The sequence below is a fragment of the Streptomyces sp. TRM70350 genome (assembly GCF_019219825.1).
In the GTDB taxonomy this organism is placed as follows: domain Bacteria; phylum Actinomycetota; class Actinomycetes; order Streptomycetales; family Streptomycetaceae; genus Streptomyces.
The window spans coordinates 42,406-66,129 of sequence record NZ_JAHUXH010000015.1; the positions used below are offsets into that span (position 1 = coordinate 42,406).

General features: G+C 72.9%; 18 protein-coding genes and 2 pseudogenes. 11 read left to right on the plus strand and 9 right to left on the minus strand.

Features of this window, described 5'->3' with window-relative positions:
• Positions 1-37: 37 nt before the first annotated feature.
• Both KWI83_RS22575 and KWI83_RS22580 read left to right on the plus strand, forming a co-directional pair.
• Entirely contained in the window at positions 38-673 is a 636-nt protein-coding gene (locus tag KWI83_RS22575; protein ID WP_218516193.1) for a bifunctional 2-polyprenyl-6-hydroxyphenol methylase/3-demethylubiquinol 3-O-methyltransferase UbiG, read from the plus strand.
• An 80-nt stretch (positions 674-753) separates the two neighbouring features.
• Complete coding sequence (locus KWI83_RS22580) at positions 754-2,286, plus strand: FAD-dependent oxidoreductase (protein WP_218516194.1); 1,533 nt, start codon at positions 754-756, stop codon at positions 2,284-2,286.
• A 56-nt stretch (positions 2,287-2,342) separates the two neighbouring features.
• Here KWI83_RS22580 and KWI83_RS22585 read toward each other — a convergent pair whose 3' ends face one another.
• Positions 2,343-2,951: a TetR/AcrR family transcriptional regulator gene (locus tag KWI83_RS22585; RefSeq protein ID WP_218516195.1), complete on the minus strand. Its 609-nt coding sequence runs from the start codon at positions 2,949-2,951 to the stop codon at positions 2,343-2,345.
• 269 nt (positions 2,952-3,220) lie between these two features.
• Between KWI83_RS22585 and KWI83_RS22590 the strand changes: the two are divergent.
• The 3 genes and pseudogenes from KWI83_RS22590 to KWI83_RS22600 form a co-directional block, all read left to right on the plus strand.
• Positions 3,221-4,690: pseudogene (locus KWI83_RS22590) on the plus strand (APC family permease); the annotation flags it as partial.
• Between the two features lie 120 nt (positions 4,691-4,810).
• A complete protein-coding gene (locus KWI83_RS22595) occupies positions 4,811-6,379 on the plus strand; it encodes an amidohydrolase (RefSeq protein WP_218516249.1) in 1,569 nt (522 codons plus the stop codon).
• Positions 6,380-6,458: 79 nt separating this feature from the next.
• Positions 6,459-6,632 (plus strand): CsbD family protein, encoded by a 174-nt coding sequence (locus KWI83_RS22600; RefSeq protein ID WP_218516196.1) that lies wholly within the window; start codon positions 6,459-6,461, stop codon positions 6,630-6,632.
• A gap of 87 nt (positions 6,633-6,719) precedes the next feature.
• On the opposite strand, the gene KWI83_RS22605 is transcribed toward KWI83_RS22600, so the two are convergent.
• Complete coding sequence (locus KWI83_RS22605; protein ID WP_218516197.1) at positions 6,720-7,457, minus strand: D-Ala-D-Ala carboxypeptidase family metallohydrolase; 738 nt, start codon at positions 7,455-7,457, stop codon at positions 6,720-6,722.
• 164 nt (positions 7,458-7,621) lie between these two features.
• Positions 7,622-8,548 carry a peptidoglycan-binding protein gene (locus tag KWI83_RS22610; protein WP_218516198.1) on the minus strand — a complete coding sequence of 309 codons (927 nt, stop codon included), beginning with the start codon at positions 8,546-8,548 and terminating at the stop codon, positions 7,622-7,624.
• Between the two features lie 250 nt (positions 8,549-8,798).
• Between KWI83_RS22610 and KWI83_RS22615 the strand changes: the two genes are divergently transcribed.
• Together KWI83_RS22615 and KWI83_RS22620 are read left to right on the plus strand one after the other, a co-directional pair.
• Positions 8,799-9,509, plus strand: a complete 711-nt coding sequence (locus KWI83_RS22615) for a tRNA-dependent cyclodipeptide synthase (RefSeq protein WP_256362661.1) — start codon at positions 8,799-8,801, stop codon at positions 9,507-9,509.
• The gene (locus KWI83_RS22620) at positions 9,506-10,714 is read left to right on the plus strand and encodes a cytochrome P450 (RefSeq protein WP_218516199.1); all 1,209 of its coding nucleotides are present in this window, start codon (positions 9,506-9,508) and stop codon (positions 10,712-10,714) included. Before KWI83_RS22615 ends, KWI83_RS22620 begins: the two co-directional genes overlap by 4 nt.
• Positions 10,715-10,764: 50 nt before the next feature.
• On the opposite strand, the gene KWI83_RS22625 is transcribed toward KWI83_RS22620, so the two are convergent.
• Positions 10,765-12,321 carry an APC family permease gene (locus KWI83_RS22625; RefSeq protein ID WP_218516200.1) on the minus strand — a complete coding sequence of 519 codons (1,557 nt, stop codon included), beginning with the start codon at positions 12,319-12,321 and terminating at the stop codon, positions 10,765-10,767.
• Positions 12,322-12,571: 250 nt separating this feature from the next.
• Positions 12,572-14,848, minus strand: coding sequence for a catalase (locus tag KWI83_RS22630; protein ID WP_218516201.1), 2,277 nt, complete (start codon positions 14,846-14,848; stop codon positions 12,572-12,574).
• Positions 14,849-14,962: 114 nt separating this feature from the next.
• Between KWI83_RS22630 and KWI83_RS22635 the strand changes: the two genes are divergently transcribed.
• Positions 14,963-16,114: an aromatic acid exporter family protein gene (locus KWI83_RS22635; RefSeq protein WP_218516202.1), complete on the plus strand. Its 1,152-nt coding sequence runs from the start codon at positions 14,963-14,965 to the stop codon at positions 16,112-16,114.
• A 368-nt stretch (positions 16,115-16,482) separates the two neighbouring features.
• Positions 16,483-16,623: pseudogene (locus KWI83_RS38885) on the plus strand (penicillin-binding protein); the annotation flags it as partial.
• 52 nt (positions 16,624-16,675) lie between these two features.
• Here KWI83_RS38885 and KWI83_RS22640 read toward each other — a convergent pair.
• The 4 genes from KWI83_RS22640 to KWI83_RS22655 form a co-directional block, all read right to left on the minus strand.
• Positions 16,676-18,052 (minus strand): alpha-lytic protease prodomain-containing protein, encoded by a 1,377-nt coding sequence (locus KWI83_RS22640; protein ID WP_218516203.1) that lies wholly within the window; start codon positions 18,050-18,052, stop codon positions 16,676-16,678.
• Positions 18,053-18,215: 163 nt separating this feature from the next.
• Entirely contained in the window at positions 18,216-18,953 is a 738-nt protein-coding gene (locus KWI83_RS22645) for a metallophosphoesterase (RefSeq protein ID WP_218516204.1), read from the minus strand.
• Positions 18,950-19,237, minus strand: a complete 288-nt coding sequence (locus tag KWI83_RS22650) for a BON domain-containing protein (protein WP_218516205.1) — start codon at positions 19,235-19,237, stop codon at positions 18,950-18,952. The genes KWI83_RS22645 and KWI83_RS22650 overlap by 4 nt, the downstream gene beginning before the upstream one ends.
• Complete coding sequence (locus KWI83_RS22655; RefSeq protein WP_218516206.1) at positions 19,234-19,917, minus strand: nucleotidyltransferase family protein; 684 nt, start codon at positions 19,915-19,917, stop codon at positions 19,234-19,236. Before KWI83_RS22655 ends, KWI83_RS22650 begins: the two co-directional genes overlap by 4 nt.
• A 249-nt stretch (positions 19,918-20,166) precedes the next feature.
• Between KWI83_RS22655 and KWI83_RS22660 the strand changes: the two genes are divergently transcribed.
• The gene (locus tag KWI83_RS22660) at positions 20,167-22,377 is read left to right on the plus strand and encodes a PQQ-binding-like beta-propeller repeat protein (RefSeq protein WP_218516207.1); all 2,211 of its coding nucleotides are present in this window, start codon (positions 20,167-20,169) and stop codon (positions 22,375-22,377) included.
• The gene (locus KWI83_RS22665) at positions 22,364-23,713 is read left to right on the plus strand and encodes a serine/threonine-protein kinase (protein ID WP_218516208.1); all 1,350 of its coding nucleotides are present in this window, start codon (positions 22,364-22,366) and stop codon (positions 23,711-23,713) included. Before KWI83_RS22660 ends, KWI83_RS22665 begins: the two co-directional genes overlap by 14 nt.
• Positions 23,714-23,724: the final 11 nt, after the last annotated feature.

Below are 23,724 nucleotides of genomic sequence, written 5' to 3' on the forward strand. Positions count from 1 at the left end.
GACGCCGACCCGGCATCGAAACCCCCGAGGAGACGCCATGACCGAACTCCCCGCACCCATCGAGCCCGCCGCCTTCTGGGAGGCCCGCTACCGCGACACCGACCGCGTCTGGAGCGGCCGCCCCAACGCCCTGCTCGTCAGCGAGGTCGCCGACCTGCACCCCGGCACCGCCCTCGACCTGGGCTGCGGCGAGGGCGCCGACGCGGTGTGGCTGGCCTCCCGCGGCTGGCAGGTCACCGGCGTCGACATCTCGGCCACCGCCCTGGAACGCGCCGCCCTGCACGCCGCCGACGCCGGGGTCGGCGACCGCACCGCCTGGGAACGGCACGAACTCGGCCGCACCTTCCCCGAGGGCGCCTACGACCTGGTCAACGCCCAGTATCTGCAGTCGCCGGTGGCCTTCGACCAGCAGGGGGTGCTGCGACGCGCCGCCGAGGCCGTCGCCGCGCACGGCACGCTCCTGATCGTGATGCACGCCGGCTGGCCGTCCTGGCAGACGGAACCGCCGTTCGAGGCCGTCTTCCCCACGCTGGAGAGCGTCCTGGCCGAACTGGCGCTGCCCGACGCGGACTGGAGCATCGAGACGGCGGAGACGGTACGGCGGACGAGCGTCTCACCCGATGGGGAGGAGGGCGTCCGCGACGACAACGTGTGGCGCGTCCGGCGCGTTTGACAACCTGCGTTCGTGGAGGCACCGGCACCTCACACGGACGGCTCCGTGTGACCGGCACCCGCCCCGGGAACTCGGCGGCCATGACCGAGCAGGCAGCACTCCACGCGTCGTACTGGCTCGACACCCTCCCGCCCGGCGACCCGGCGCCCCCGCCCGTCGGCGACTTCCAGGTGGACGTCGCCGTCATCGGCGGCGGCATGGCCGGGCTGAGCACGGCCTGGGAACTGACCCGGCGCGGCCACGGGGTCGCCGTACTGGAGGCCGACCGGATCGCCGCCGGCGTCACCGGGCACACCACCGCCAAGCTCAGCGCCCAGCACACCCTGATCTACGACCGGCTCCGCCGCACCCGCGGCACCGACGGGGCACGCCTGTACGCGCGCTCGCAGACGGAGGCCATCCACCACGCCGCCGAGATCGTCCACGAACTGGGCATCGAGTGCGACTGGGAGGACACCGCCGCCTACACCTTCGCCCACGGCCGCCGCCGCATCCCCGAGCTGCGGGCCGAGGCGGAGGCGGCCAAGGAGGCGGGTCTAACCGCCGAGTTCGTCACGGAGACGGACCTGCCGTTCCCGGTCGCGGGGGCGGTGCGGGTCGCGGACCAGGCCCAGTTCCATCCGCGCAAGTACCTGCTGGCGCTGGCCGACGCCATCCGCGGCGGGGGAGGGCAGCTGTACGAGGGGACACGCGTCCTCGGGCTCACCGAGGGGGAGCCGTGCGAGCTGACCACTCAGGAGGGCACCCGGGTGACCGCCCGGGCGGTCGTGGTCGCCACGCACTACCCGGTCTTCGACCGCGCCCTGCTCTTCACCCGCCTCGCACCCCGCCGGGAGGTCGTCGTGGCGGCCCCCGTCGACGCGGCCAAGGCCCCCGTGGGCATGTACATCACGCCCGAGCACCACACCCGCTCGGTGCGCACGGCGCCGTACGCCGACGGCAAACGGCTGCTCATCGTGACCGGCGAGCACTTCACCCCGGGCAGCGGCCGGGACTCCGAGGAGCGGTTCGCGACCCTCACCAGCTGGGCCGAACGCCACTTCGGCACGCTGCACCTCAGCCACCGGTGGGCCACCCAGGACAACGACTCCACCGACCACGTCCCGCTGGTGGGCCTGCTGCACCCGGCGAGCCGTCACGTCCACGTCGCCACCGGCTTCGGCGGCTGGGGCATGACCGGCGGGATCATGGCGGGTCGGTTGCTCTGCGACCAGATCACCGGGCGTGAGGCGGCGCCGTGGAGCGAGCTGTACGACCCGCGCCGCATCGCCCCCGTGCTGCGCGAGGGCGGCCAGTTCATCCGCCACCAGGCCAACGTCGCCCGCCACTTCATCGGCGACCGGCTCCCGGCCCTGACCCGGCCGGGCCTGGACGACCTCGCCCCCGGCGACGGCGCCGTGGTGCACATCGGCGGCCGTCGCTGCGCGGTCCACCGCGACGACGACGGACGGCTGCACGCCGTGTCCGCCCGCTGCACCCATCTGGGCTGCATCGTGGCGTTCAACCGCGCCGAACAGGCCTGGGAGTGCCCCTGCCACGGCTCCCGCTTCGCCCCCGACGGCCAGGTGCTGCAAGGTCCGGCGGTACGACCACTGGAACAGCGGGACATCTGACACGACGGCCTCCGGCCCGCTCGGCGGGGCCCGCCGAGCGGTGCACGGACGTCCTCCTACCGGCCCTCCCTCACATCCCGCACAAGCCTCATGAACGCCGCCAGCCCCACCTCGAACGCCCGGTCCGCGCGGCCCTCGCCCACCGCCGCGAGCACCCGGGCGAGGCGGGGCGTGCGGGCCCGGTCCGTCAGTTCCCACATCGTCTCCGGCGCCGCGAGGTCGAGCGCCGAACCCAGCACCAGGTTCTCCAGCGCGATCAGCAGCGGCATCACCTCGGCGTCGGCGAAACCGGCGTCCAGCAGCAGGCCCACCGCCCGCTCGTACTGCTCCAGCACCCGAGGCGCCCGCACCGGTGACGTCATCAGCAGCGGGATGGCCCTCGGGTGCGCGGCGAAGGCGGCACGGTAGGACCGCGCCCAGGCCTGGAGCGCCTCGTCCCAGGGCGTGAGATCCAGGGTCCCCGGGTCGATCGCCGACGTGACCCGCTCGCGCAGCAGCTCCACGATGCCGTCCCGGCCGTCCACATGGTGGTACACCGACCCGGTCTGCGCCCCCAGCCGCCGGGCGATCTGCGGCACGCTGAAGTCGCCCTGCTCGTCGATCAGTTGGAGCGCGGTCGTGGTGATGCGCTCACGATCGAGCAGCGGTGTGCGCGGCCGTCCCATGGTCGGTGTTCTCCCTGAGGTCTTCCCGGATGCCCAACGGCAGGTTACATTGCGGAAACCGAAACCCTTTAGGTTTACGTCGCTCCGGAGCACACGTCGTCCGGCACGGGCCCGTCGTCCGGCACGGCCCGTCGTCCGGCACGGGCCCGTCGTCCGTCCGGAACACGTCGCCCATGGTGCGCCGGAACACCCTCCCGCGCCCCCTCCCGGCCACCCGCACCCACCCGTGCCGCCGCCCGAAGACCCGCCGCTCGAAGGGCCAGACACGCATGACGACCCCGACCACCCCCGACGCCCCCGCCGAGAGAGCACCGGCCCCCACGGCCACCCTCCGCTCCGGTTCCCTCGGCACCTCCGACATCGCCTTCTTCGTGGTCTCGGCCGCCGCCCCGCTCACCGTGATGGCAGGTGTCGCCCCGCTGGCGATCCTGCTCGGCGGCACAGGCGCCCCCGTCGGCTACCTCCTCGCCGGCGTCACCCTCGCCGTCTTCGCCGTCGGCTTCACCACCATGAGCCGGCACGTCCGCGGCGGCGGCGCCTTCTACGCCTTCATCACCCGCGGCCTCGGCCGCCGCGTCGGCATCGGCGCCGCCCTGCTCGCCCTGGTCGGCTACAACGGCATGGAGATCGGCGTCTACGGCCTCCTCGGCACCGCCACCCAGGACACCGCCCACGCCCTCTTCGGCGCCGACCTCCCCTGGCTGCCGGTCTCCCTGGCGGGCCTGCTGCTCATCGGCTACGGCGGCTACCGCTCCATCCACTTCGGCGCCAAGGTCCTCGGCGTCCTGCTGATCGCCGAGACCGGCATCCTCGTCCTGCTCGCCGCCGGCGTCCTGCTCCAGGGCGGCGCCCACGGTCTGTCCGCCGCGTCCCTCGCCCCCGGCAACGTCCTCGTCCCCGGCACCGCCGCCGTGCTCGCCTTCGCCTTCGCGGCGTTCACCGGCTTCGAGTCGACCGTCATCTACCGCCGCGAGGCACGCCACCCCGACCGCACGGTCCCGCGCGCCACCTACCTCGCCGTCGGCTTCCTCGGCGTCTTCTACGCGTTCACCGTCTGGATCGTCATCCAGGCCTTCGGCGACGAGCAGGTCCTGCGGGCGGCGGGCGAGGACCCGGGCGCGCTGTTCTTCACCGCCATCACCACCTACGTCGGCGGCTGGGCGGCGGACCTGATGCACCTCTTCATCGTCACCAGCGTCCTCGCCTCCCTCCTCGCCTTCCACAACGCCATCAACCGCTACGCCCTCGCCCTCGCCGAAGAAGGCGTCCTGCCGCGCGCGTTGGCCCGCGTCCACCCCCGCCACGGCTCCCCGTACGTGGCGGGCATCGCCCAGACCGTCCTCGGCGCGCTCGTCGTCCTCGCCTTCTGGGCGGCGGACGCCGACCCGTACGGTCAGCTGCTGCTGTGGGTCAACACGCCCGGCATGATCGGCCTGATGGTGCTGCAACTGCTCGCCGCGATCGCCATCCCCTGCTACTTCCGCCGCGTCCGCCACCAGGAGGGCGCCCTGCGCACCCTCGTGGCCCCCGTCCTCGCCACCGTCCTGCTGGCCACGGCGATCGTCCTGGTCGTGACCCACATCGACCACTTCACGGGCGCGTCCCCGACCGTGAACACCCTCCTGGTCGCCGTGGCCCCCGCCGCCTTCGCCGCCGGCCTCCCGCTCGCGTGGTGGCTGCGCCGCAGGCGCCCCGAGGTGTACGAGGCGTTCGCCGCCGAGCCGGAGGAAGCCGCCGACGGCACCCGACCCGCCAAGGAGCCACAGCGTCCACGCCCGCCGAAGAACCCTCCGCACAGCCCTCCGCACAGCCCTCCGCACAGCCCTCCGCATAGCCCTCCGCGACAAGGGAGTTCCCGCATGCCCACCGCCGACCTCGTCCTCACCGGCGCCCGGGTCCGCACCCTCGACCCCGCCCGCCCCACGGCCACCGCCGTCGCCGTGCGCGACGGGGTCGTCACGGCGGTCGGCGACGAGAGCGACGTACCCGACTGGCGCGGTCCGGGCACGGAGGTCGTACCGCTCGACGGTGCCCACCTCGTGCCCGGCCTGGTGGACGCCCACAGCCACCCGGTGTGGGGCCTGGACATGGCGACCGGTACGGATCTGTCCGCCGTGCGCGACCTGTCCGGCCTGCGCGCCGCGCTCGCCTCGGCGGCCCGCGTCGACGGCTGGGTGATCGGTTTCGGCCTGGATCACAACGCCTTCGAGGGCCGGACCGTCGACCGCGCCCTGATCGAGGACGCCCTCGGCGGAGCCCCGGCCTTCCTGCGGCTGTACGACGGCCACTCCGCCCTGGCCAGCGGCGCGGCGCTCGGCGCGGCGGGCGTGAGGGGCCCGCGCGCCTTCGCGCAGCGCTCGGAGGTCGTCTGCGACGCCACCGGCCGCCCGACCGGGCATCTCGTCGAGCACGCGGCGATGGACCTGGTGACGTCGGTGATGCCCCGCCCGACGTACGCCGAGCGCCGCGCCCGCCTGGTGGAGCTGCTCTCGGCGATGGCGGCGACCGGCCTGACCGGCGCCCATGTGATGGACGGCGGGGACCTGGACCTCGTCGAATCGGTGGCCCGCGAGACCGTCCTGCCGGTGCGGCTGCGGTTCGCGCCCTGGTGCATGCCCGGCGCGGCCAAGGAGGACCTGGACGAGCTGATCGACGTACAGGGGCGGGGCGGGCGGCACTGGCTGGTCGGCGGGGTGAAGTTCTTCATGGACGGCACCGTCGAGGGCGGCACCGCCTGGCTGGAGCACCCGGACTGCCACGGCCGGGGCACGGAGGCGTTCTGGCCGGACCCCGAGGCGTACGCCGCCGCCGTACGGCATCTGCACGCGGCCGGTGTCCGCACCGCCACGCACGCCATCGGCGACGCGGCGGTGCGCCACGTCCTCGACGTGGTGGCCGCCCTGGGGCCCGGCGCCCGCGGGGCACACCGCGTCGAGCACATCGAGACGGCACCGGACGACCTGCTGCCGCGCTTCGCCGCACTGGGCGTGACGGCGTCCATGCAACCGCCCCACACCGCCTACACCCGCCCCGACGGCACCGACGAGTGGTCCCGCCGCCTGGGCGCCGACCGTGCCGCGCAGGCCTGGCGGTTGCGTGACCTGCGGGACGCGGGCGCGACGGTCGCCCTCGGCTCGGACTGGCCGATCGCCCACTACGACGCCCGGGCCGTGCTGGCCACGGCCCGCAACCCCAAGGGCGTGGCCTCGCACCGCGCGGGCCTCACCGGCCTGGAGGCTCTGGAGGGCTGCACGACCCACGCGGCGTACGCCGCCGGTGAGTCCGGCACGGCGGGCCGGATCACCCCCGGCTTCCGCGCCGACCTCACGGCCCTCGCCGTGGACCCGGTCGCGGCCCCGGCCGACGAACTGGCTCAGGCGCCGGTGTGCCTCACGGTGACCGGCGGGCACGTGGTCCACCGGGCGTGAGCGACCGGCGTTTGGGACGCGCGTATCGGGCCACACGGAGAGTGACAGCGAACGCCCCCGATGGCTGGAGTGAACGATCGTGGCGCGAGAGAAGAAGGCCAAGGCCAAGATGGACCAGGCCAAGGGCAAGGCCAAGGAGGCGGCCGGCCGCGCGGTCGGCAACGAGCGGATGTCCGCCGAGGGCAAGATGGAACAGTCCAAGGGCGACGCCCGCCAGGCGAAGGAGAAGACCAAGGACACGTTCAAACACTGACCGGTGCGGCAAGCACTGACGGTGCAGTACGACGAGCGGGTTCCCGTGGGTGCGGGAAACCCGCTCGCCCTCTGTCCGTGCGGCGGCTCAGATCCCGCAGGAGGACGCGGACCAGAACCGGCTGTCGCGGTGGTCGAGGTGCGTGTGGTCGTTGTGACCGGGGTAGCCCGGGCCGAGGATGCCCCGGAAACCGTGGTAGCGGGCCTGCTTGGCCAGCGTGCACAGGGAGTGCGGGCCGGCCCCGAGGTCGGCGGCGTCCCCGTACAGGTGGCGGCTGTTACTGGCGCCGCCCACCGCGTTGTTGCAGGCGTAGGAGCGGAATCCGCTGGTCACCGTGATGGGCCGGTCGCCGAGCGCGTGCCGCATGGCTTCCAGCTTCCACATGGTGCGCAGCGCGTTCGCCTTGGCCGTCGAGGCGCTGACCGCACCGCCGGACCAGGTGGTGTTGCAGTCGTTCAGCTCGCTGTACGAGAAGTGGATCGGTGTGCAGTCGTCGTCCTGCAGGGCGTAGAGCTTGTTGAAGGTGTTCGGTCCGGCGACGCCGTCGGCGGTCAGGCCGTACGCCGACTGGAAGCGCTTGAGGGCGGCCTCGGTGGCCGGTCCGAAGGCGCCGTCGACGGCCAGTACGGCGCCGTAGCCGGGGTAGCCGCCGAGGCGGATCTGCAGCTGGGTGACGTCGGCTCCCGAGGAGCCGCGGGAGAGGGTGCGGTTCCAGGTGTAGCAGCCGTCCGCGTGTGCGGTGCCTGCGGTGGCGAGGGTGCCCGCCCAGGCGCCAGCCATGACCATGACAAAAGCGACGAGAAGTCGAACGGTCCGTCCGAACATGTGATCTCCATGCGGGGGAGACGTGGGTGTTGCCGAGCGTGCAGGGGTGTGTGACGCGCGTCAACGATGAGGCATGCCCCTGCGGGCGCGCAAGGGCGGGACCGCGCGTTGCCCGGACGGTCACCGCCCCGTGCCGCGCTCTTCACCACGGCGCACCCGGCAGGTCAGGAGAACAGCAGCCGCCAGGTCAGCGGGCCGGGGTAACCGTCCGCGTCACCGCGCAGCTCCGTGCGGGACTTCTGGAAGTCGCGCACGTTCAGCCGGTCCGCCTCGCCCCACGTCCGGCTGGGACCGACCCGGTAGTGGTCACCGAAGCCCCGCTTCACCAACTGCCTGCCGAGCTGGAGGACGTACGCGTTCGACGCCCCGTCCCGGAAGTGCTTGCGGCCCGGGAACGCGGGAATCCTCGGCTTGCTCGGCGTCGGCGGCTTGGTGTCCCCGGTGTCGTCGTCCCCCACGTCGAGGTCGGCCCTGGCGTACTTGAGGATCCGGGCGAAGTCGATCGCACCCGGGTCGCCGTGCGAGTTCTCCGGCACGTGCATGTGCCCGCACACGCCCCTGAAGTCCGACCACCTGGCCCCCGACATCCGCTGCCCGGCGCCGTTGGCGTACGACGACGGATACGCCGGCCACTGCTTCGGCCCCGACAGCGGCAGGCCGTGCTCCTCGTGCATCCATGCCAGGAACCGGGCGACGCCGCGCAGCGCCCAGTCCGGCGCGTCCGGCCAGTAGAGGTGGCTCTGCCCGGCGCTCTGCCACTTCGCGTGCGTCTTGGGGTCGCAGGTGCCGACCAGCTCGACCTGGCACACGTTGAGGGTGTTGGTCTCGACGCCGCCCCTCAGGTTCTGCAGGGCCCTGGAGGAGGTCTCGATGTCGAAGTGCTGGTACCACTTCAGCTTCTTCGCCGCCAGGTCCGGCACCGCCGTCAGGTTGGGCGCCGAGGAACCCCCGCCGTAGCCGGGCAGGGAACGGCCCTCGGTGGTGTGCAGCACGACGACGTTGACCTCCATCGCCGTCCCGCCGAAGTCGTCCTGGTACCAGTTGGCCCGGCTCGCGCCCGGGAACCGCTGGGGTCCTGTCTTCTTGCTCAACTCGTTTTCCCCCGTGGAAGTTGACTACTGATCAGGAACATTGGTCGCTGATCGGAACGAGGAACGCGCGCGAACGGTTCCGCCCTCTTTCCGACGATCCCGGCGCTCGACCTTTGATACGAACGTTTTCAGCCAAACTCACAGCGTGACTAGGCGGGCACGTCCCGTGCGGATAGCGTGAGCCCGCCGCGTCGCCACACCGGGGGCACAGGGCCCCGCAGGGACTTGCGCGCGGCGGAGGATTACCCCCTTGACCACAGCATCCGTGCTGATGGCCGACGTCTTCCAGGTTCAGCCCTACACGTCCCACTGCGAGGTGATCTACGCCGAGGGCGCACACGCCGTCATCGGCGTGTCGCCGGGCAACAGTTACTTTTCCGCCCGGCGTCTGCACGACCTCGCCCGCTGGGGGCTGGACCACTTCGAGAAGGCCGACTTCGTCTACACCGACCTGTACCTGGCCGAGATGTACGAGGCGTCCGGCTACGCCCCCGACGACGCCCGCAGAAAGGCGGTGAAGAACCTCAGGGGCGTCCGCGCGAAAGTCCGCGACGCGGTCACCGCCGCCGACCCGGAGGGGGCGCGGCTGCGCTGGCGGCCCATGTCCGACTTCCGGACCAATCCGTCGTACCAGGAGATCCACCGGCATCTGCAGCGCCGGCTGGTCACCGACGACGACTTCCGCGCCGTGTGCGAGACCCTCGTGAGCCGGTTCCTGACCGCCCGCGGGGAAGCGGCGAGTGAGCGGCAGCGAGCGGTCTGCCTGGAGTACGTGTGCGCCGAGGCCCCGCTGTTCCTCGACACCCCCGCGATCCTCGGCGTGCCGTCCTCGCTCAACTGTTACCACCAGCTCCTGCCGATGGCGGAACTGCTCTACTCGCGCGGCGCCGGGCTGCGCGCCTCCCGCAACCAGGGCCACGCCGTCGTCACCCCCGCCGCCCCCGAAGGAGCCGCCGCATGACCACCGCCCTTGACGCCGCCCGCGCCACGGACATCCTCGACTTCCCGTTCTCGTGGGACGGGACGCGGGTGCCCGCCGCGGTGGAGGAACTGCGCGCCACGACCCCGGTGCGGCGGGTCCGGACCATCGCCGGCGACGAGGCCTGGCTGGTGTCCTCGCACAGCCTGTGCCGAAAGGTCCTGGAGGACGACCGGTTCTCCCTGAAGGACACCTCCGCCCCCGGCGTCCCGCGCCAGTACGCCCTGACGATCCCGCCCGAGGTCGTGAACAACATGGGCAACATCACCGGCGCCGGCCTGCGCCGGGCGGTGATGAAGGCGCTCAACCCCAAGGCGCCGGGCCTGACCGACTGGATGCGCGCCGAGGCCGAGCGCCTCGTCGACGGCCTCGTCGAGGCCGGGCCCACCGCGGATCTGCGGGCCGCGTTCTGCGATCCGTACTCGGCCGGGATGCACTGCCGGATCCTCGGCATCCCGCAGAGCGAGTCGCCGCGGTTCCTGCGCAGCCTCGACATCGCGTTCATGAACTCGCCGTGCCCCGTCACCGGCGCGAAGATCAACTGGGACCGGGACATCTGCAGCATGACCGCGCTGCTGAACGATCCCGCGACCCAGGGCCTGATGGGCGAGCTCGCCACCCTGCGCGACGACCCCGACTACGCGCACCTGACGGACGAGATGCTGGCCACCGTCGGCGTCACCATGTTCGGCGCGGGCGTCATCTCCACCTCCGGCTTCCTCGCCATGGCGCTGGTCCACCTGCTCGTCCACCGCGCCACCTGGGACGTGCTGCGCGACCACCCGGAACTGCTCGACCGAGGGGTGGAGGAGCTGCTGCGGGTCAACCTCTCCATCGGTGACGCCCTGCCCCGCCTGGCACTCGCCGACATCCGGCTGGGCGACGTGGAGGTGAGGCGGGGCGAGCTCGTCCTGGTCCTGGTCGAGGGCGCCAACCTCGACCCGGAGAAGTTCCCCAACCCGCACCGCTTCGACGTGCACCGCGAGAACGCCGCCGACCACCTCTCCTTCGGCGGCGGCTCCCACTACTGCCCGGCGACCGCCCTGGGCCGCGCCCACGCCCGGATCGCACTGGAGGTGCTCCAGCGGCGGCTGCCGGACCTGAGTCTCGCCGTGCCGGTGGAGCAGCTCGTGTGGCGTACGGGCTTCATGAAGCGCATCCCCGAGCGGCTGCCGGTGGCCTGGTAGCACGGCGTCGTCCCCGTCCCGCCGTCCCTGGGACGGGGACGCCCCGCTCGTCAGTCCTCGGCGACCAGCGCCGGTGTCGACGGCGTCAGCACCTCACCGCGGAAGAACGCCGGGCTGCGGTACCGCATCACCGACATGATCACCAGGCCGAGGGCCAGCAGCCCCACGCCGATCACGAACACCGACCCCACACCCAGCACGGACGAGCCGCTGCCGTACGCCGGGTCCCGCATGTCGACCAGCGTCTTGCCGAACACCGCCGCCAGCAGCACCCCGCCGACCACCGGGAACAGCCCCTTGAACACCAGGTCGCGGCCGGAGCGCAGCAGCTCCGCACGGAAGTACCAGGCGCAGGCGAAGGCCGTCAGGGCGTAGTAGAAGCAGATCATCAGGCCGAGCGCGTAGATGGTGTCCACCAGCACGTGCTCGCTGACCAGCGTCATCACCGTGTAGAACACGCCGGTCGCGACACCCGCGGTCACCGTGGCCCGCCCGGGCGTCCTGAAGCGCCGGTGCACCCGGGCGTACGAGGCCGGCAGCGCCTCGTACGTCGACATCGCCAGCACCGTACGCGCCACCGGGATGAACGTGGTCTGCAGGCTGGCCGCGGCCGAGGCGAGCACCGCGACGAAGAGGAGGACGCCGAGCGCGGGGCCCATCACGGGGCCCGCCAGCGCGGCGAAGACGTTGCCGGAGGTCTCCGGGTTGGCGAGGCCGAGCCCCTGGTCGCCGGAGCCGACGACCATCTGCGCCGCCACACCGGTGGCCAGGTACGAGCCCACCAGCACCACCATGGCGACCAGCGCCGCGCGGCCGGGGGTGCGGCTGCTGCCGCTGGTCTCCTCGTTGGCGGTCAGGCAGGCGTCCCAGCCCCAGTACATGAAGATCGACAGCGACAGACCGGCGGTGAACGCGGCGAAGGACTGCACGGCGAACGGATTCAGCCACGACCACGAGAAGTCCGCCGAGGTCGGGAACTCGGCGCTCCCCGCCTTCCCGAAGGCCATCGCCACGAAGACCGCCAGCACCAGCAGCTGCAACGCCACCAGCGCGTACTGCACACCCTTGGTCGCGGTCATGCCCCGGTAGCTGATCACCGTCGCCACCGCGATCAGAGCCAGACAGGTCACGATGTGGACGGCCTTGTTCCCGTCCAGCGCGGCGACGGACTCACTGCCCGTGATCTCGCCCGCGAGCAGCCAGAAGTACGAGGTGGCCACACCGGCCAGGTTGGACAGCACGATGATCGTGGCGATCACCAGCCCCCAGCCGCACATCCAGCCCACGCGCGGCCCGAACGCCTTCACCGTCCAGGTGAACGAGGTGCCGCAGTCCGGCATCGCCTTGTTCAGCTCGCGGTACGCGAAGGCCACCAGCAGCATCGGCAGAAAGCCCGCGAGGAACACGGCGGGCATCTGCACGCCCACCTCGCCCGCCGTGGAGCCGAGCGTCGAGGTGAGGCAGTACACCGGGGCCACGGTGGACACTCCGATGACCGCGCTGCCCAGCAGGCCGACGGAGTTCCCGCTCAGGCCCTTGGCGCGCATCCCCCCGGCGGGGGGCGCACCCATGTCTCCGGCCCGGGGCCGTACGTCCAGCTGAGTCATGAACAGGACGTTAAATCCTGCGGTTTCCGTGCCCACTCGACGTGACGTCAGCCCGGCTGGCGGCTCAAAACTCGATCATTCGATGGCGTAACGCGAATCAATCCTTCGATTGAAAGGCTAGTGATAGGGGTTGTGTCGGACTTCCAAAGTCGACTTCCCGGTGTCCGATATTCGGTAATCGCAGCGAGGCCCGATGTGGCGCGTTGCGGCCTTTCCGTGTGATCCGCGCCACACCGGGTCTCGCGCCCGTTCACACACGTGCGGCGAACCGCTCCCACACCCGGTGGCTCTTCATCAGCCCCGTGACCTCCTCCAGCACTCCGGTGCCGGTCTCACCGGTCACCACGCCGGGCGCGTCGGCGGGGACGCCCGCCGCCTCCAGCGCGGACCGCGCGCCCGCCCAGCCGCCGATCGCCTTGCCGTGCCGGAACGCCTCGCCCAGCATCAGCAGTACCCGCGGGTCCGTGGGCCGCGCGCCGTTCGGCTCGCCGTTGCCCGCCTTGGCGTCCCGGGAGCCGTAGGCGTCGCCGCCCGGCCCCGGCACGCCCGCCAGCAGCAGGGCGTCGAACTCGATCGAGCGGGCCGTGGCGAACGTCCGCTGCACGGTGATCGGCTCCCCCTCGGGGTCGAGCTTGCCGCCGGAGGGAGCGATCACCAGGGGCACCATCCCGCCCCTCAGCACGATCTCGCGCACCACGCGCACCCCGTCCAGGTCGCCCGCCCCGTCGGTGACGATCCCGACGATCCGGCCGTCCAGCGGCCAGGCGCGGCCGACCTGGGACAGTGCCGGAGACGGCTCGACGGCCTCGATCGGCACCGTCGGCTCGGGCGCCGGCAGCCCCAGACCGGCGGCGACGGGCTGGCACAGCTCGGGGTCGATATTGGCCAGCACCTGCAGCCCCCGCTCCTTGATGGCCTGCTCGTAGCACTTGCCCAGCTCGAAGGTGTACGCGGCGACGATGTGCTCCCGCTCCACCGGGCTCATGCTCCGCCAGAACCGCCGGGGCTGGCTGAAGTGGTCCGCGAACGACGCCGGTGCCTCCCGGACCTTCTGCGCCCGCGGCACCGTCACCGGCGCCTCGATGTAGGCGTGGGTGTCCGCACCCGCCAGGAACGGGCAGCCGCCGTCCAGCGAGTTCGGCCGGTAGGGTGCCGCCCCGCTGTGCACGGCCGTCTGGTGCATGCCGTCGCGCAGCATGTCGTTGATCGGCGCGTGCGGGCGGTTGACCGGGATCTGCGCGAAGTTCGGCCCGCCCAGGCGGGTGATCTGCGTGTCCAGATAGGAGAACAGCCGCCCCGCCAGCAGCGGGTCGTCGGTGATGTCGATGCCGGGCACGAGATGGCCGGGGTGGAAGGCCACCTGCTCCGTCTCGGCGAAGAAGTTGGTCGGATTGGCGTTCAGCGTCAGCAGCCCGACCGGCTGCACCGGCGCCAGCTCCTCGGGGACGATGTTCGTCGGGTCCAGCAGATCGATGCCCTCGAACGTCTGCTCGGGCGTGTCCGGGAACGTCTGGATGCCCAGCTCCCACTGCGGGTACGCCCCCGCCTCGATGGCGTCGGCGAGATCACGCCGGTGGAAGTCGGGGTCGACGCCGCCCGCGATCTGGGCCTCCTCCCACACCAGGGAGTGCACGCCCAGCTTCGGCTTCCAGTGGAACTTCACCAGCGTGGTCGCGCCCTCGGCGTTCACCAGCCGGAAGGTGTGCACCCCGAAGCCCTCCATCATGCGGAACGACCTGGGGATGCCCCGGTCGGACATGTTCCACAGCGTGTGGTGGGTGGCCTCGGTGTGCAGGGTGACGAAGTCCCAGAACGTGTCGTGCGCGCTCTGCGCCTGCGGGATCTCCCGGTCCGGATGCGGCTTCCCGGCGTGGATGATGTCGGGGAACTTGATCGCGTCCTGGATGAAGAACACCGGGATGTTGTTGCCGACCAGGTCGAAGACGCCCTCACCGGTGTAGAACTTCGTCGCGAATCCCCGGGTGTCGCGGACCGTGTCGGCCGAGCCGCGCGAGCCCAGCACGGTGGAGAACCGCACGAACACCGGCGTCTCGGCGTCCTTCTGCAGGAAGGCGGCCTTGGTGACGCTCGCCGCGCTGCCGTAGCCCTGGAAGACGCCGTGGGCGGCGGCGCCGCGCGCGTGCACGACCCGCTCGGGGATGCGCTCGTGGTCGAAGTGGGTGATCTTCTCCCGCAGGTGGTGGTCCTGCAGCAGGACCGGCCCGCGGGCGCCGGCCTTGAGGGAGTGATCGGTGTCGTGGAGCCGGTTGCCCTGGGCGGTGGTCAGATACGGGTCGCCCTGCCCCTGCGTCGTCGGGTCGGCCCCGGTCGGGATGCCGGTGGGGCTCACCGTCGCGGGAGCGGCCTGGTCGGGCTTGGGCGGCAGCGGGTCCCGGACGTCGGTGGGTTCGTGCACGGGCGGCGACTCGGCTCCGGGCCGGCCCGGGACGCCCTCCGCGGGCCCGTCGTCGCCCAGGGCGGCAGCGGCTTTGTCGGCCACGGCTTTGATGGGGTTCTTGTCGCTCATTGCACTCCCAGGAGAAGGAAGATCGACGTCTGACCTGAGTACCCGAAGCCCCCGGACCGAACCGCCCGCATTTCGGCTGGTTGAAGGACCCCGCCCGCGTGCACCTGAGGACGTATGCGAGGGATACGAGCGACGGTGCGCACGGTCCGGCGCCGCCACGGCGCCGCCGTGGAGGCGGTACGGCGGGCGTGCGCCGCCCCCGGCCGGGAGCGGGACCTGGCGGTGCAGGTGGTGAAGGCGGCGCTGGCCGCGTGGGTGGCCTGGGCGGTGGTGGGGTGGTGGCTCCGGGCGCCCATGGCGTTCGTGGCGCCCTGGGTGGCGGTCGTCCTGGTGGAGTCGACGGTGTACCGGTCGGTGGCGCACGGACTGCAGCAACTGGCGGCCATCGCGTTCGGCACGGCGGCGGCCACCGTGGGCGTGCTGTCCCTGGACAACGCCATGGCCGCGATGGCCCTGGTCCTGCCGGTGGCGGTGCTGCTGGGCAGCTGGCGGCACCTGGGCAGCCAGGGCATCTACGCCGCCACCGGAGCACTGTTCGTGCTCACCGACCCGAACGTCACGGTCATCCGCTCGGGGGCCCGGATCGCCGAGGCCGTCTTCGGCGCGCTGGTGGGCATCGCGGTCAACGCGCTGATCCGCCCGCCGGTGTATCTGCGCAACACGCGGGCCGCCCTCGAAGACGCGGCGGGCGAGGCCCACGACATCCTGTCGGCCGTCGCCGAAGGGCTCCGGCAGGACGCGTGGGACGGCCACCGGGCCGAGGGGTGGCACGAACGGGCGCTGCGGCTGAGCCGGTTGGTGGACCAGGCCCGCTCCTCCCTGGGCTGGAGCCGGGAGAGCCTGCGCGTCAACCCGCTCCGCCGGCGCTCCGGGCCCTCGCCCGGCCAGGCGTACGACGACGCCGTCGCCGTCCTCGACTACGTGGCCGTCCACACCGCGGGCGTGACCCGCACCGTCATGGAGGCCGCCGAGAAGCATCGCGGCGCGGCCCGGCCCGATCCGCGGATCGCGGGCCCGTACGCCGACTTCCTGCAGCGTGCCGCGAAGGCGATCCATCTGTACGCCCGGACCCGCTTCGGCGACGGATCCGAGGACGAGCTGCGGGAGGCCGTAGGGAAACTCGACCGGGCCCTGAACGCCCTGCGGCAGCTGCTGCCCGGATCGGTTCCGTACGACGCCGAGGCGCTGGCCATCCACGGCGCGCTGCTGGCGCAGGCGAGCCGCCTGGCCGAACAGTTGCCCCGGGACGCACGGCCCGGGGAGTGACGCCCTGTCACCTGCCGTCCGCTGCTGCTGTCGCCGCCGACCCCGCGGCCGAAGAAGCGCTGACCGGGTCGACGGGAGCAGCGATATGGAGCAGTCAGGCACTTCCGCCCTGCCGGAGGGCGCGGTGACGGACGACGCGGACCGCGGCGTCGCGCTCGCGAGCCCGCCGTCCCCCTCCTCGACCCCCGCCGGGACCCCGGCAGCGCCCCGGTGACGCCGGCCCACCTGATGACCCACCGAACGGCCGGGGGCGCCTCGTGGGAGGACTGCTCACCGAGCACGTCCTGCGACCCCCTGCGCCTGCACACCACCGCCCTGCGGCCGAACGGCCCGCACCTGGACGCCGTCGGGCACACCAAGGCCGGCGCTTCCACAGCGGCGCGACCCTCGGCCGGCAGGCCCTCCCGGGCTTCCGGCCGGACACCGGCACGGCCGTCGCGGCGCTGCGCACCCGCCGATTCCGTGCCGGGGATCCGTTCGTGGCGGCGGCCTACGCACTGCTGGCGGAGACGGCGCAGGGCCCCGTCCGATGCCATCGCCTCCCGCAGGACCGCAGGACCGTCACATGCGCTGCCACAGCGCCGGCGTGGCGGCCGGGGTCCACACGCCCTGCGCCTGGTGGGACTGCAGGCACTGGTACCGGACGCCGCCGTAGGTCACCGTCGCACCGACGGGGTAGACACGTCCGGCGGTCCAGCCGTCGGGTGCGTCGCCGTCCTGCTGGTCCGGTGCCCCGGCCCCGGTGGACGCCGTCTTCAGGGTGAGCCCGAAGTCGCTGAGGACCGGGTTGAGCGGCTGGTAGAACGTCGTACCACCGCTCGTGCAGTCACCGGAGCCGCCGGAGGTCATGCCCTGTCCCTGGGCGCCCGAGACGAACGGCCCCCCGGAGTCGCCCGGCTCGGCGCACACCGTCGTCCGGGTCAGCCCCGCCACGACACCCTCGGAGTAGCTGACGCTCGTGCCGTGCTGCTGGATCGTGCCGCACTGCCAGCCCGAGGTGGAGCCGGAACGGCACACCGACGCCCCGACCGGCGCCTCGACCGAGCCGCCGATCTGCACGGTCCGGCCAGCCGCGCCGTGGACGTCGGCGGTGGCGGTCCAGTTCGCGTTCACGGCGACCCACGCCATGTCCTCGCCGGGGAACGTGGAGGACTGGAAGGTGCCCTGGTCGGCCCGGTTGTAGCCGGTGGTCCGGTCGCCCCGGTCACCGCAGTGCCCGGCGGTGGCGAAGCCCTCCGTCAGGCCCTTGGTGACCGAGAAGCCGACCGAGCAGCGGGCGCCGCCGTTGACGTAGTAGGCGTCGCCACCGGTGATGTTCTCCATCAGCTGCGGCCGGTTCACCGACAGCCGTACGGCCACCTGCTGTGCGTCGAGACCGGCGGCCTCGACGAAGGCGGCCCCGGCCTGCCTGCTCATGGCCTCGACCACGACCCGGTTCTTCGGCACGTCGACGTACCACAGCGGCGCGTTCCGCGTGCTGACACGTGACGCGGCCTTGTCCAGCTTGCCCTTGACGGCCGTGAGATCGGCCAGGGACGCCTTGACGACCGCTGCCTTCGCGCCCTGCCCCTGGATGGTGGTCACGTCCGCCTCGCTGGTGGTCGCGACGGTGAGCGTGCCCGAGGTGACACCGCTCAGCCAGGCCCCGGCGAACCGTTTGCCCAGCGCGAGGCGGAGGCGACCGGCACGGGTGCCCGCCTCCGCCTCGTTCACCAGCCGCGTCGCCGCCTGCTGCTCGGTCAGGCCGAGGTCGCGCTCCATCGCGCGCAGCACCTCCGCCGACGGCTTGTCGGCCCCGAGCGTCTGCGCCGCCGAGGGCAGCGGCCCCGCCGCGGGCGGCGGCTCGGCGGCCGCGGTCGAACAGATTCCGCTCAGCAACAGCGTGCCGACCGCGATCAGGGCCGTGCGGCGCCCGATCGCGGCATGTCTGTGCACCATGCGAAAGGTCTCCTTCCAGTCGGGTACGGGGAGAAACCGTCCCAAGGCCCTAGGGCTTGCCTGGAAGGGACCACAGAATGTCAATCGCGCAGGTGTTTCGCGCTTTGGTGATGCGGAGGGGCGCCAAGTGCAGTACGCGGTGCGGCACCCACGACGTCCGGGGTCACGGCAGCCGCGCACCCACCGGCATGTGGTAGACGTGGAACGCCCGGCCGATCACCGGCTGCGCCACATTGCGCACGCGAACGCCGCCGCTCGTCATGCCGTGCTCCGTGCCGGCGTGCGCGTGCCCGTGCACCGCGAGGTCGGCGCCCGCCGTGTCGATCGCCTCGGCCAGCAGATAGCTGCCGAGGAACGGATAGATCTCCAGCGGCTCACCGGCCAGCGTCTCCGGCACGGGCGAGAAGTGCGTCAGCGCGACCCGCACGTCGCAGTCCTCACCGGCCAACTGCTCCAGCCCCGTACGCAGCCCGTCGGCGCACCGGCGTGAGTACCGCACGAACTCCTTCATCAGCGGCTCGCCGAACTCACCGGCGTTGCGCCCCACGAAGCCGCCCCCGAACCCCTTGGTGCCGGCCACCCCGATGCGGCTCCCGTCGGCGGTCACGACCGTGGCCTGCCCCTCCAGCACCTGGGCGCCGGCGTCCTGGAGGATGGCCGTGACCTCCTGCGGGCGGTTGTCATGATGGTCGTGGTTGCCCAGCACCGCGACGACGGGCACGCCGAGGCCCGCGATCTCCCGGGCCACCACCCGGGCCTCCTCCGGGGTGCCGTGCCGGGTGAGGTCCCCGGCCAGCAGCAGGACGTCGGCACAGCCGGGCAGCGTCTCGAACGCCGGGCGCAGCACACCCTGGCTGTCGGGGCCCATGTGGATGTCCCCGACGGCGGCGATCCGGATCATGCGAGTTCCTCCGCGTGATCGGGCGAGGACGAGTCGGTGACCAAGAGGTCGTCGTGCACCGGCAGCCCGGGCAGCGCCTCCTCGGCCAGGCGGCGTACGTCGTCACGGCAGCGGGCCGAGGGCACGGTGCCGGTGAGCAGCACCGCCTCGCCGCGCACCTCGATCCGCACACCCAGCTCCCCGAGGTCCCCGGCGGCGAGCCGGTCGCGGAGGTGGGCGACGCGGTACTCCAGGTGCTCGGGGGCCGCGGCGCCGGGGGAGCGCTGTGCGTCGGGACCGGTCATGGCTGCTCCTCCGGTGGAGTGATCACGTTCAGGCGTTCGAGCAGGAACAAGAAGGCGGCGGCCATGGGCTGGTCCCCGATGTCCCGCCGGATCCGCTCCCAGTCGACCTTCTCGCGCAGCGCGCGGGCGATCGGCAGCACCGCGCCGAAGTCGCAGTGGTGCTCGGAGAACGCGGCGATCAGGCTGGACAGCAGGTCGGTCGGCGCCAGCACCGGCATCCGCACCGAATCCACCGGGATCTCCTCCGCCCGGTCCAGCATGCCCGTCGAGACGGGCCGGTGCGCCAGCTCGAAGATGATGTCGATGTCCTGTCCGAAGCACGTCGACTTCAGCAGCCAGTCCTCCGGAGGCGTGCGCACCGGCAGCCCGGCGTCGCGCAGCGTGGCCGCGACCGCGTCGGCGTCCTCGGGCCTGATGCAGAAATCGGCGTCGTGCTGGAGGTTCTCGCTGGCCCCGTGCGCGTAGGCGGCCACACTGCCCGCCAGCGCGAAGTCGTGCCCGCCCCGCTTCAGCAGGGTGCCGACCTGCTTGGCCGCCTCCAGGATCGCCTGGTTGCGATCACGGGGCAGCTCACGCGCCGCCTCCGGCTCGGGCCGGTCCTCGGCCGGTTGCGCCGCCAACCGGAGCCCGGGACCCTGGGCACGTGGGGCGAGTGTCGTGTCCTCGCCGTTCTGCACCATGCCGACCACTCCCTCCGCGCCAGGGCCTGTCGTTTGGACCATGCCGGCGTCGGCTGAGAGGCGCAGTCTCTCTCGGCCGACCTGATCCAAACGGCAGGCCCTGGTTAGCCCTGTGTACCCGCCCCGCGCCGTTCGACACGGCCCGGCGGCGGGCCGCGCGGCGGTTGCGGCCCCTGACGCGGCCGACCCTTCACACCATCCTCATGAGATACGGTGATCGGCCCGCCCTCCGTGCTGGAAAATGCTGCGGTGCAGCCGCTGACCCCAGATGATCCGGAGACAGTGGGCGGCCATCGGCTGCAGGCCCGGCTCGGCGCGGGCGGCATGGGCGTCGTCTACCTCGGGCGTACGCCGGGCGGACGGCTCGTCGCGGTCAAACTGGTGCGCGAGCACTTCGGCGCCGACACCCACTACCGCGCGCGCTTCCGACGCGAGGTGGCCGCCGCCCGCACGGTGACGGGCACCTTCACCGCCCCGGTGCTGGACGCCGACCCGGACGCCACAGTGCCGTGGCTGGTCATGGAGTACCTGCCGGGGCTGTCCCTGCGCGAGGCCGTCGACACCTTCGGCGCACTGCCCCCACGCGCGCTGCGCCTGCTGGCCGCCGCCCTCGCCGAGGCGCTCGCCGGCATCCATCGCGCGGGCCTCGCCCACCGGGACCTGAAGCCCGGCAACATCATGCTGACCGCGAGCGGCCCCCGCCTCATCGACTTCGGCATCGCCCGGCCGCTGGACGCCACCGAGATCACCCTCCCCGGAACCTTCCTCGGCACCCCCGGCTTCATGTCCCCCGAACAGGCGTCAGGCGGCCTCGCCGGGCCGGCCGGTGACGTCTTCTCGCTCGGCGCGGTCCTGGCGTACGCGGCGACGGGCCGCCCGCCCTTCGACGCCGTCGACAGGGCGGCCACACTCGAACGCGTCCGGCTCGCCCGCGCGGATCTCGACGGCATCGAGGATCGCCGTCTGCGCGCCCTCGTCGCGGCCTGTCTGCGCCGCGAACCGGAGCGCCGCCCATCCGCCGCCGCCCTGCTGCACCGGCTGGGCGAACCCGCCGACTCCGTGTACGGCACCGGATGGCTTCCGGCACCGCTGGCGGAGGCGATCGACCGGCGCGTGGCACGCTCCCAGCCCGAGCCGCGCGGCGCCACCCCGGTGGCCGCGTCGCTGCGGGAGGCGCCGCACGGTGAGACGACCGCCGATCCGGACGCCGTCACGGCGGACGCCCCCGACGCCCCCGCGACCACGCCCTCCCGTCCCCCGGACCGCCGCAAGCTTCTCTTCGCCGTGGCCGCCGCGGCCGCCGTGCCCGTGGCAGCCGGGGCCGCCGTGGCGCTGGCGGACCAGCTCCTGCCGGAGGAAGAAAGGCCGCCGCCGCGTCCCTCGGACCAGGCGTCACCGTCCCGCTCGGCCACCGCCCGGCCCTTGGTGGCCACCCGCCGGTGGCGGACGAAGGTCCTCGACGACACCAGCTACCCGGACCTCTACCCGGCCGGTGACGTCGTCCTCGCCGCGAACAGCGGGCAGAGCGACGTCCACGCCCTCGATGCACGGACCGGCCGGATCCTCTGGCACCGCGCCGCCACCACATCCGGCCCCGCCGACCACATCGCGACCGGCCCGGACGCGGTGTACCTGTTCGACGCCCGCGACGGGGACAGCACGGAGGACTTCGTACTGCGCGCCATCCACGCGGCCTCCGGCGCGGTCCGGTGGACGTCCCGGGTGCCCTTCTTCCCCTGGGGGACGGCGGCCACCGCATCGGTCCTCTGCGTCGCCGTGTACGACGAGGTGAGAGCCCTGGACGCCAAGGACGGCCGGCCGCGCTGGACGGCTCGGGCCACCGGCATGTCCCTCACGGCCCGCGCCGGACTCGCGGTGGCGTCGGGCGAGCGCGTCATGACCGGCCTGGACGCGGACAACGGCCGGATCCGGTGGACGTACGAGATGCCGGAGTCCCCGTTGTCCACGCTCGTCAGTGACGGCATGGTCTTCACCAGTGACACCCTCGGGACCCTGTACGCGGTCCACGCGGACGACGGGAAGGCCGCCTGGAAGAGAACGTTCGACTACCGCAGTTCGGCGCGTCACGCGGGGAGCGGCATGGTCTACGTGAGTGAGCCCGACGGCCGGATCCGCGCCTTCCAGGCACGGACGGGCAAGCAGGCGTGGGCACGTCGGCCAGGACGGGACGAGGCGTCGTACGGCGAGTCGCAGACCCTCGGCGTGTCCGACGGCACGCTCTGGGTCCAGGGCCCCGGCCAGACGGTGTACGCCCTCGACACGACCGACGGCCGCACCCTGTGGACGTACGGTGCCCTGGCGACCATCGGCTCGGCCACCGGCCACGGCGCCGGAGCGCTCGCCGCCGCCGGGCTCGTACTCCTCGGCACCGAGGGCGGACACGTCGAGGCCTTGAGCCCACCCGGCCCGACGAAGGGAGACGCACGTGGAACGGCTTGACCGGGACGACCCCCGCGGAATCGGGCGCTACCGGATCCTGGCGCGCATCGGCACGGGCGGCATGGCCACCGTGTACCTGGGCCGGTCCGGGGGCGGCCGGGCGGTCGCGGTCAAGGTGCTGCGCGCCGACTTCGCCCGCGAGCCGGAGTTCCGGGCCCGGTTCCGGAGCGAGGTGGAGGCCGCCACGGCGGTCGGCGGCGTGTACAGCCCGCCCGTCCTCGACGCCGACCCCGACGCCGAGCGCCCCTGGATGGCGACCGAGTTCCTGCCCTCCGTGACCCTGCGCGACGCGGTGGAGCGGTACGGCCCGCTGCCCGCCCCCTCCGTTCGGCGGCTGGCCGCCGGTCTCGCCGAGGCACTCGCCGCGATCCACCGCACCGGGATCGTCCACCTGGACGTCAAACCGGCGAACGTGCTGCTGACCGCCGACGGCCCACGCCTGATCGACTTCGGTATCGCCGCCCGTACCCGCTCCACCGCCCCCTCCGGTTCCCGCGGCTTCATGTCCCCGGAACAGATGGCCGGTTCCGCCGGCCCGCCCAGCGACGTCTACTCACTGGGCGCCACGCTCGCCTACGCCTGGGGCGAGCAGGGCGCAGGCCATGCCGCCGCCGACGACGCCCTGACCGCGCTCCTCGCCGACTGCCGGCGCCCCGAGCCCGCCGCCCGCCCGACCGCCGCCGAACTGACCGCGCTCCTCGCCTCGATGACGGCGCATCCGGAGGCGACGGACACCGCCTGGCTGCCGACAACGGTGACGGCGGCGATCGACCGGCAGGCGAGCGCCGCCGCCAACCCCCCGGCTCCCGCGTCCACGCCGCCGAGCCGGCGCTCGCTGCTGATCGGGGGCGCCACCGTGCTGGCCGCGGCCGGAGGCGGGGCGGCGGCCGTACTCGCCGGTGGCGAAAGCGGCACCACGGACGACGAGAAGAGCCCCGGGAAGTTTTCGAACGCGGCGCCCGCGGCCTCCCCGTCGGCCAACTCTCCCTCGCCCCCGCCGAAGCCCATCAAGCTGGAGTTCGTCATTACCGGCGACGGCCCGCTCACCGCGCTCACCTACTGGGTCAACGGCCGCCCCACCACGTTGAACAGCGTCCCGCTGACCTGGCGGCGGACCGTGGAGGTGCCGCGCGTGCCGGGCAGCGTCGAGTGGCGGCTGCGCTTCACCTTCCCGTCGGGCAGGGTCAGGGTCCGCGTGTACCGGGACGGCTCCCAGACCACCGACTCCCGCCACCCGATCGACTCCGTGCTCGGCTTCCCCGACCTGTACCCGTACGACGTGGACATGGGCGGCGCCAGTGCCGTTTCGGGACCCCTCCCCGGCGCCGACGTCTAACCTCACCACCA

Excerpts from the sequence above, each read along its gene's own strand:
- KWI83_RS22575 (WP_218516193.1), top strand. The coding sequence starts at position 38 with ATGACCGAACTCCCCGCACCCATCGAGCCCGCCGCCTTCTGGGAGGCC.
- KWI83_RS22580 (WP_218516194.1), top strand. The coding sequence starts at position 754 with ATGACCGAGCAGGCAGCACTCCACGCGTCGTACTGGCTCGACACCCTC.
- KWI83_RS22585 (WP_218516195.1), bottom strand. The coding sequence starts at position 2,951 with ATGGGACGGCCGCGCACACCGCTGCTCGATCGTGAGCGCATCACCACG.
- KWI83_RS22595 (WP_218516249.1), top strand. The coding sequence starts at position 4,811 with ATGCCCACCGCCGACCTCGTCCTCACCGGCGCCCGGGTCCGCACCCTC.
- KWI83_RS22605 (WP_218516197.1), bottom strand. The coding sequence starts at position 7,457 with ATGTTCGGACGGACCGTTCGACTTCTCGTCGCTTTTGTCATGGTCATG.
- KWI83_RS22620 (WP_218516199.1), top strand. The coding sequence starts at position 9,506 with ATGACCACCGCCCTTGACGCCGCCCGCGCCACGGACATCCTCGACTTC.
- KWI83_RS22625 (WP_218516200.1), bottom strand. The coding sequence starts at position 12,321 with ATGACTCAGCTGGACGTACGGCCCCGGGCCGGAGACATGGGTGCGCCC.
- KWI83_RS22630 (WP_218516201.1), bottom strand. The coding sequence starts at position 14,848 with ATGAGCGACAAGAACCCCATCAAAGCCGTGGCCGACAAAGCCGCTGCC.
- KWI83_RS22635 (WP_218516202.1), top strand. The coding sequence starts at position 14,963 with ATGCGAGGGATACGAGCGACGGTGCGCACGGTCCGGCGCCGCCACGGC.
- KWI83_RS22640 (WP_218516203.1), bottom strand. The coding sequence starts at position 18,052 with ATGGTGCACAGACATGCCGCGATCGGGCGCCGCACGGCCCTGATCGCG.
- KWI83_RS22645 (WP_218516204.1), bottom strand. The coding sequence starts at position 18,953 with ATGATCCGGATCGCCGCCGTCGGGGACATCCACATGGGCCCCGACAGC.
- KWI83_RS22650 (WP_218516205.1), bottom strand. The coding sequence starts at position 19,237 with ATGACCGGTCCCGACGCACAGCGCTCCCCCGGCGCCGCGGCCCCCGAG.
- KWI83_RS22655 (WP_218516206.1), bottom strand. The coding sequence starts at position 19,917 with ATGGTGCAGAACGGCGAGGACACGACACTCGCCCCACGTGCCCAGGGT.